Source organism: Synechococcus sp. H60.1, assembly GCF_047462335.1.
GTDB lineage: Bacteria > Cyanobacteriota > Cyanobacteriia > Thermostichales > Thermostichaceae > Thermostichus.
Genome location: NZ_JANSJA010000129.1, coordinates 27,094 through 34,681, shown reverse-complemented (window position 1 = coordinate 34,681; position 7,588 = coordinate 27,094). Strand labels below are relative to the sequence as shown.

The window sequence follows — 7,588 nt, the reverse complement described above, 5'->3', positions numbered from 1 at the left end:
TGAGCAAGAAAATGGTCAAGCCGGGTTGGGAAGAGGGGGATGGATGTAATCTTGCGTCGGGCCAACTTGCCGGATGGCCGTAAGGGAGTGGATATCGGCATTGAGGGAGACCGCATCGTTGCCCTGGAGGTGAATCTGCAGGCCACCGCTCCCCAGGAAATCGATGTGAGTGGCCGCTTGGTGTCACCCCCCTTTGTGGATGCCCACTTTCACCTGGATGCCACCCTTACCTACGGGATCCCGCGCGTCAACCAATCGGGCACCTTGCTGGAAGGGATCGCCCTTTGGGGGGAGTTGAAGCCGCTGCTGACGCCAGAGGCAGTGATGGAGCGGGCCTTGACCTACTGCGACTGGGCGGTGGCGCGCGGGATCCTGGCCATCCGCGCCCATGTGGATGTGTGCGATCCCAACCTGTTGGCGGTGCGGGCCTTGCTGGAGGTGAAGCAAAAGGTTGCTCCCTACCTGGATTTGCAACTGGTGGCCTTTCCCCAAGATGGCTACTACCGCTCGCCGGGAGCGGTGCAGCTCTTGGAGAAGGCCCTGGACTTGGGGGTGGAGGTGGTGGGTGGGATCCCCCACTTTGAGCGGACGATGGCTGAAGGAACAGCTTCGGTGCGGGCCCTGTGCGAGATTGCGGCGGCGCGGGGTCTGCGGGTGGATCTGCACTGCGACGAGACAGACGATCCGCTTTCGCGCCACGTGGAGACCTTGGCCTATGAAACGCAGCGGCTGGGCTTGCAGGGGCGGGTGGCCGCCTCCCACCTTACCTCAATGCACTCCATGGACAACGCCTACGTGAGCAAACTCATCCCCCTGATGGCCGAGGCAGAGCTGGGGGTGATTGCCAACCCGCTGGTAAACCTGGTGCTGCAGGGCCGCCACGACACCTACCCCAAGCGGCGGGGGCTGACGCGGGTGCCGGAGCTGATGGCCGCCGGGCTGACAGTAGCTTTTGGCCAGGACTGCGTGATGGATCCCTGGTATCCCCTGGGCAGCGGCAACATGCTGGAGGTGGCCCACATGGGGATCCACGCTGCCCAACTGACCGGCTATGAGCAGATGCGCCAGTGCTTCTTGGCCGTTACGGAAAACCCGGCCCGCATTCTGGGGTTAGAAGGCTACGGACTAGAACCCGGCTGCTATGCCGATTTGGTGGTGCTCCAGGCTGCCGATGCCGTCGAAGCCATTCGCCTGAAACCGGCTTGCCTGTACGTTTTCCGTCGGGGACGGCTGATCGCCCAAACCCCGCCGGTGGTTACCCAACTCCATCTGCCCGGGCGCCCGGCCCAGGTAGACTTCACCCGCCAGCTTTAACGGCGCACGGTGCCGCTGAAGCCGCTGGCCTTGAATTGCTCCAGGGTCAAGGGCAGCGGGCTGGTCACGGGCACGGAGATGCGAATGGAGAAGGGGCTTTCGCCGGGGGGAACCTCTTCGATGGCTCCCACGCGGGTGCGCTCCGGCAGAACCTCATTGCCGTTGGCATCGTAAAGGCGACCGAAGACATCCGCATTGACCAAGGTGTTTTTGGAGCGGTTCACCACCGTCCCTTCAATGAACATGCACCTGGCCGGTATGGGGTTGCCGTTGCTGGTGACCAGGTTGGTGTATTCGGGGGTATCCGGGCAGGGGGTGATGTGCAGATCTTTCAGTTGTAGGGGGATGGCGCCAAAGCCCAGCAAGAGGGCCGCCAAAGCCGCCCAGCCCAGGCTCCAGCAGAGGGAGCGAAGCCCCTTCTTCCAAACTTGGCGCATGTTTTTCCTCCAAGGCCCATCTCCCTTAGTCTAGGGGATCCCCCGCCGGGTAAAACCCCTCTTCGGTTTGGATCCCGTCCAGGCGTTGATCCCAGGGATCCTGAGGCAGAGGCTGCCGCAGCAGGCAAGCCTGCGGGACAATGCCCCACTTGGGCACACCGGGATCCGGCAGCGAGGCCAAAAAGCGGTCGTAATAGCCGCCGCCATAGCCCAAACGCCTTCCCCAGCGGTCGCAGGCCAGGGCGGGCACGAGGATCAACTCCGCTTCGGCAGGATCGATAACCTCACTGGTGGGAGAGGGCTCCGGCAGCCCCCAGCGGTTGGGAACAAGCTCGGCTGGGTGGTAGCGATGCCATCCCAACTGCCGCTGCGGCAAGCAACGAGGGATCCCCCAGCGCTTTTCAGGGAAAAGGGCGAACAGGGATCCCAGACCCACCTCGGAGCCGAAGGCCGCGTAGGCCAAGATGGTTCTGGCCGCCAAAAGCTGGGGGTGAGAGGCCAGATGAGCCACTATTTTCTGCTCGATCAGGGATCGTTCCAGCCCCTGCCGCACTTGGCGGAAGTGCTGGCGCAGGCGAGCTTTTTCTGCGCTAGGAGCTTCAGGGGGAAAATTGGGCTCCACAGACGGAGACAGGTTTGTTACCCAGAAGGGAGTCGCGGCAGCGCCCTGCAATCTCACCGCCTTGACTTTCCCCACCCCCAGTCAAGCTTAGGCGTGGATATCCAGAGTCTACTGGATGGCCAGGAGCTCCACTTCAAAATCAAGGGTGGCGTTGGGTGGGATCACGCCGCCGGCGCCGCGGCTGCCGTAGGCCAACTCCGGCGGAATGCGCAAGTACCGCTTGCCACCCACCCGCATGGTGGCCAGACCTTCCTCCCAGCCGCGGATCACCTGCCCTACTCCGTAGGTGAAGGTGAAAGGTTGATTGCGCTTATAGGAGCTATCGAAGACGGTGCCATCCTGCAGCTTGCCCACATAGTTCACCACCACCGTTTGCCCCGGTTGAGGTGAAGGCCCACTGCCTTGAGCGATGTCGTAGTATTGCAGGCCAGACTCGGTGGTGATGAAGTCTTTGGCTGGGGATTGGATGCCCACCACGGGGTTGTCTTTGGCCCGCGACAGAGCCACGGCCGGCTGTCCACCCCACATCCCGATCCACAGCAAACCCAGCAACAGCAGCAGCATCCGTTTCATCTGTTGGCGTCTCCCCTCGCCGACTTTTTGCTTCCCCTTCCTTCAACAATCTTAGGGGATCCCTTCATCCTTTTATTTCGGCAAATTCGATGATCTGCCCTTGATGATCGCGCACCCAGAAGACAAAAGGCTTTTCGGAGCGGACGCTGTTGCGGATCCCTTGCTTGTTGATCCGCTTCAGGAGGGCTTTGAGGGCTTCCCGTTCATAGGTGGTGTGGCGATAGCGGACGCCGCTGCTGCGACTGGCTGCCGCCCCGTAGGCAGGTACAGAGGGGAGCCTGGAGGGACTGCCGTAGGGGACGGAGGCCGCGTAGGGATCAGTAGAACCAGGGATCACGTGCAGTTGCACCGTATCGGAGAGCTGATACCAGAGGCCAGGGGTATCGAGAGGTGTCGAGGTGGGGCGGGCTTTGGCATCGAGGCGGGAGCTGAGGCCAATATCCCCTGGAAAATAGGGTGATCCCAGGCTAGAGCTGACGACGCTTTGCTCGTAGCCGTAGTAGTACTGCAGTGGCAGCTCCGCCTCCGGCAGCTTCAAAACCTTTTCGTAGAAGCCCCTTGCCTGCTCCAGATCGGGCACGATGATGGTGTACACCCGGGGAGCGCCACTTAAAAATGTCCACATGGCCCCGCCATAGGCCGATAGCAACAAAAACATCAGCCCCTTCGTGGAGAGCAGAGCCTCCAGGGGGATCAGCGGCAGCATCAGTCCAAGGGGGGTTGGCATTGGCGCTCGTCTATTTGCGGGTGGCTCTGTAGTCCAGTATAGGATCCCTAGGCTAATGAAGCTTGCCCTGTTTGCCCCTACCCCGCGCGGTCGCCGCTTGGCCCAGCCTTTGCTGTCGCTACTGCCGGAGGAGTGGATCTGCTGGAGCAAGGCCAACCCCCCGGGAGAGCCGCTGCCACCCCCCTGGCAAGCCTATGGGGATCCCTTGGCGGCAGCGGTGGCCCAGAGCTGGCCGCAGGTGCAGGGCTGTATCTTTGTCTTGCCAGTTGGGTCGGTGGTGCGGCTCATTGCCCCCCTCTTGCAAGACAAATACCGGGATCCGGCGGTGGTGGTGGTGGACGAAGCTGGGCGCTGGGCCATTAGCCTCTGTGGCGGCCATGTGGGAGGAGCTGAGGCGCTGGCGCGGCGGGTGGCGGCTGCTTTGGGAGCCGAGCCCATCCTCACCTCTGCCTCAGAAGGGCTGGGGATCCCGCCTTTGGATGGGCTGGGGGATCCCTACAGTTGGCAGCGGGGCACCGGCGATTGGAACGGAGTGGCAGTCGCTCTGGCGCGGGGAGAGCCGGTGGTGGTTCAGCAAACCTGTGGCACACAGCTTTGGCGCCAGGCCTGGCCCCCAGATCACCCCCTTTTCACCACCCCTCCTGAGCAGGCGGTGGCCCAGGTCCGGATTGGCGAGTATACAACACCCTGCCCCCCCATCCCCACCGTCCACTGGCATCCACGGGTGCTGTGGGTGGGTGTGGGCTGCGAGCGGGGCACCAGCCGCGCCTGGCTGGAGGGATCCCTGCGCCGCCTGCTGCAGGCCCAGGGGCTGGCCTTCGAGGCCGTTGCTGGCTTGGCCACCCTGGAGCTGAAACGGGATGAAGCGGGACTGCTGGAGTTGGCCCAGGCCTACGGCTGGCCTATCCAGTTCTTCTCTGCCGAAGCCCTGGCCGGGATCCCAGTTCCCCACCCTTCGGAGGCGGTGCGGCAGGCGGTGGGCACCCCTTCGGTGGCAGAGGCGGCTGCTCTTTTGGCTGCCCAGCGCTGGTCGGGGGAGGACGAGCTAGCCCAGGAGGGGGCCACCCTCCTCTGCCCCAAGCAGGTCTTTGCCTCAGAGACTGAGGGAGCGTGTACCCTGGCCATTGCCCGCGCTGCTCAGGAGTATTCCCCTCGCGCCGGGCACCTGTGGCTGATTGGCACCGGCCCTGGGGATCCCGCTCAATTGACCTTGGCTGCCCGCCTGGCTCTGGTCCAAGCCGACGTGGTGATTGGCTACCAGCTCTATCTGGACTTGGTGGCACCCCTCCTGCACCCCGGCCAAATTCGGGAGGCCTTCCCCCTCACCCAAGAGGTGGAGCGGGCGCAGCGGGCCATTGCCCTGGCCCAGCAGGGGTTGCAGGTGGCGGTAATCTCTTCGGGAGATGCCGGGATCTACGGCATGGCCGGGCTGGTGCTGGAGTACTTGGCCCGCAGCGGCTGGGATGGGAGCTGCCCCTCTCTGGAGGTGCTGCCAGGGATCTCCGCCCTTCAGGCTGCCGCCGCCCGCCTGGGGGCGCCCCTGGTGCAGGATTTTTGCGCCATTTCCCTCTCCGATCGCCTTACCCCCTGGCCGGCCATCGAGAAGCGGTTGCAGGCGGCGGCGGCCGCTGACTTTGTAGTGGCCCTCTACAATCCCCGCTCGCGGCAGCGGCTGGATCCCTTCCTCAAAGCCCTGCAGATCTTTTTGGCCGCCCGTCCCACCCACACCCCTGTGGCGGTGGCCCGCAACCTCTACCGTTCCGGCGAGGTTTTCCACCTCACCACGCTGGGGGAGTTGGATCCTGAGCAGGTGGACATGTTTACCCTGGTCTTGATCGGCAACTCGCAGACCTTTCGCTACGGCAGGTGGCTGATCACCCCCCGCGGCTATCGCCTGGGCGCTGCTGATCCCCGGCGGGTTTGAGGATTCTGCTCCCCTAGGAAAAGCCTTACGGAAATCTGGGGATTTTGCACCTTCCTGAGCCAAGCTTCCTACGTACCCTGTGTATATTTGGACTGTAGCCGTTCATTGAAAAAAAATGCTTAGCTACTTGTTGCAAGCAGCAGATGGCGGGCTTTGAAGACTGGGCAATTGGGCCAGAGAGCGCCTGGTGGCTCCCCTTTTATGGCTGGGTGGGGACAGCGCTGGCTCTCCCTTGGGCCAGTGGCTGGATTAAGCGCAGTGGCCCACGTCCGGCAGCTTACCTCAATATCCTACTGACCTTTGCGGCCCTTGCTCATGGCCTTTGGCTGTTGCGGCAGGTTTGGGGTCGGGATCCCCAGATCCTGAACTACCTCTGGTTTCGGGTGGCCGATTTGGATTTGACCCTGTCTTTGGAGGTTTCGTCTCTGACGCTGGGAACCGTTGTCTGGTTCAGCGGCTTGAGCTTGCTGGCCCAGATCTATGCCTTGGGGTATTTGGATAAGGACTGGGGCTTGGGTCGCTTTGCCGCTCTGATGGGCTTTTTCGAGGGCGGGATGACGGGGATCGCCCTCAGCGATTCCCTGTTTTTCAGCTACGCGCTGCTGGAGATGCTGACGCTTTCCACCTATCTGTTGGTGGGCTTCTGGTACGCCCAGCCGCTGGTGGTTACTGCAGCGCGGGATGCTTTTCTCACCAAACGGGTGGGAGACCTGTTGCTGTTGATGGGGGTGGTGGCGGTCTCCAATTTCTCCGGCTCCTTGACCTTTTCCGGCCTGCGGGATTGGGCGGCTACGACCAGCTTGGATCCGACTTGGGCGGCCTTGATGGGGTTGGCTTTGATTGCAGGGCCGCTGGGCAAGTGCGCCCAGTTCCCGCTGCACCTGTGGCTGGATGAGGCCATGGAGGCACCCAACCCGGCTTCGATCCTACGCAACTCGGCGGTGGTGGCCGCTGGAGCTTTTGTGCTCATCAAGCTGCAGCCAGTCTTGTCCCTCTCCCCCGTCACGGATGGGGTGCTGGTGGTCATCGGCACGATTACGGCTATAGGGGGATCCCTAGTGGCCTTGGCGCAAATCGACCTTAAGCGCACCTTCTCCTACTCCACCAGTGCCTACCTAGGCTTGGTGTTTGTGGCGGTGGGGACGGGGCAGCCGGATTTGGCCCTGGAGCTGCTGCTCATGCACGGCCTGGCCAAGGCGCTGCTGTTTATGGGGGTGGGATCCCTCATCTACACCACTGCTACCCAGGATCTGACGGAGCTGGGGGGCCTAGGGAGCCGTATGCCGGCTACCCTGGCCGCCTTTGCCGTGGGATCCCTGGGGATGGTGGCTCCACTGGGGTGCTTTTGGACTCTCATTCGCCTGGCGCTGGTGTACAGCGAGCCGGCCCTGATGGGGGTGTTGCTGCTGGTTAACGGGCTGACGGCTTTGAATCTGGCGCGGGTGTTTGGTCTGGTCTTTTTGGGATCCCCGCAGCCCAAGACGCGCCGCGCGCCTGAGGTGGGCTGGCTGATGGCCCTGCCCATGGTTATCCTGACAGTGCAGAACTTGCTGATGCCCTGGCTCTTCTGGCGCTGGGGGCTTTATCCCGCTTGGATCCCGGAGCTGCAGCAGATGGCTGTCTTGCTGGGGACCGCAGGGTTGCTGGGAGCCAGTGTTGGTGCCTGGCTGTACTGGGGAGGCCGGCGGCGGCTGCGCCTGCCCTGGCCGGAGCTGCAGGATCTCTTGGCCCAGGATTTCTACACCGGGCAGCTCTACCAGGCGCTGCTGGTGCAGCCGGTCAGCGCCCTCTCCCGCGGACTGGAATGGCTGGATCGCAACGGGGTGGATGGCCTGGTGAACGGGGTGAGCCTGGCTTTTTGGTTTAGCGGCGAAGCCCTCAAGTACACCCTGTCGGGGCGGATGCAGCTCTACGTGCTGCTCATTGTCATTGGGGTCGTGGTGGTTACCGCTTGGCTGCTGCGTTCGCCCCATTTGGGATTGGCCTATTGA

The 7,588-nt window shown here is 63.0% G+C and carries 7 protein-coding genes; 3 read left to right on the top strand and 4 right to left on the bottom strand.

Features of this window, described 5'->3' with window-relative positions:
• Positions 1 to 39 precede the first annotated feature (39 nt).
• On the top strand, positions 40 to 1,314 hold the full coding sequence (locus tag NW852_RS07065) for an amidohydrolase family protein (RefSeq protein WP_414371532.1): 1,275 nt from the start codon (positions 40 to 42) through the stop codon (positions 1,312 to 1,314).
• On the opposite strand, the gene NW852_RS07060 is transcribed toward NW852_RS07065, so the two are convergent.
• The 4 genes from NW852_RS07060 to NW852_RS07045 all read right to left on the bottom strand — a co-directional run bounded on the left by NW852_RS07060 (position 1,311) and on the right by NW852_RS07045 (position 3,673).
• Positions 1,311 to 1,751, bottom strand: a complete 441-nt coding sequence (locus tag NW852_RS07060) for an FxLYD domain-containing protein (RefSeq protein WP_414371530.1) — start codon at positions 1,749 to 1,751, stop codon at positions 1,311 to 1,313. The genes NW852_RS07065 and NW852_RS07060 overlap by 4 nt on opposite strands.
• 25 nt (positions 1,752 to 1,776) lie before the next feature.
• On the bottom strand, positions 1,777 to 2,373 hold the full coding sequence (locus NW852_RS07055; RefSeq protein ID WP_414371528.1) for a 5-formyltetrahydrofolate cyclo-ligase: 597 nt from the start codon (positions 2,371 to 2,373) through the stop codon (positions 1,777 to 1,779).
• A gap of 108 nt (positions 2,374 to 2,481) precedes the next feature.
• On the bottom strand, positions 2,482 to 2,946 hold the full coding sequence (locus NW852_RS07050) for an FKBP-type peptidyl-prolyl cis-trans isomerase (protein WP_414364129.1): 465 nt from the start codon (positions 2,944 to 2,946) through the stop codon (positions 2,482 to 2,484).
• A 64-nt stretch (positions 2,947 to 3,010) separates the two neighbouring features.
• Entirely contained in the window at positions 3,011 to 3,673 is a 663-nt protein-coding gene (locus NW852_RS07045) for a hypothetical protein (RefSeq protein WP_414364130.1), read from the bottom strand.
• A 55-nt stretch (positions 3,674 to 3,728) separates the two neighbouring features.
• On the opposite strand from NW852_RS07045, the gene cobJ reads away from it, so the two are divergent.
• Complete coding sequence (gene cobJ, locus NW852_RS07040) at positions 3,729 to 5,597, top strand: precorrin-3B C(17)-methyltransferase (protein WP_414371526.1); 1,869 nt, start codon at positions 3,729 to 3,731, stop codon at positions 5,595 to 5,597.
• A 143-nt stretch (positions 5,598 to 5,740) separates the two neighbouring features.
• A complete protein-coding gene (locus tag NW852_RS07035) occupies positions 5,741 to 7,588 on the top strand; it encodes an NAD(P)H-quinone oxidoreductase subunit F (RefSeq protein WP_414398499.1) in 1,848 nt (615 codons plus the stop codon).

Excerpts from the sequence above, each read along its gene's own strand:
- NW852_RS07065 (WP_414371532.1), top strand. The coding sequence starts at position 40 with ATGGATGTAATCTTGCGTCGGGCCAACTTGCCGGATGGCCGTAAGGGA.
- NW852_RS07060 (WP_414371530.1), bottom strand. The coding sequence starts at position 1,751 with ATGCGCCAAGTTTGGAAGAAGGGGCTTCGCTCCCTCTGCTGGAGCCTG.
- NW852_RS07050 (WP_414364129.1), bottom strand. The coding sequence starts at position 2,946 with ATGAAACGGATGCTGCTGCTGTTGCTGGGTTTGCTGTGGATCGGGATG.
- NW852_RS07045 (WP_414364130.1), bottom strand. The coding sequence starts at position 3,673 with ATGCCAACCCCCCTTGGACTGATGCTGCCGCTGATCCCCCTGGAGGCT.
- cobJ (WP_414371526.1), top strand. The coding sequence starts at position 3,729 with ATGAAGCTTGCCCTGTTTGCCCCTACCCCGCGCGGTCGCCGCTTGGCC.
- NW852_RS07035 (WP_414398499.1), top strand. The coding sequence starts at position 5,741 with ATGGCGGGCTTTGAAGACTGGGCAATTGGGCCAGAGAGCGCCTGGTGG.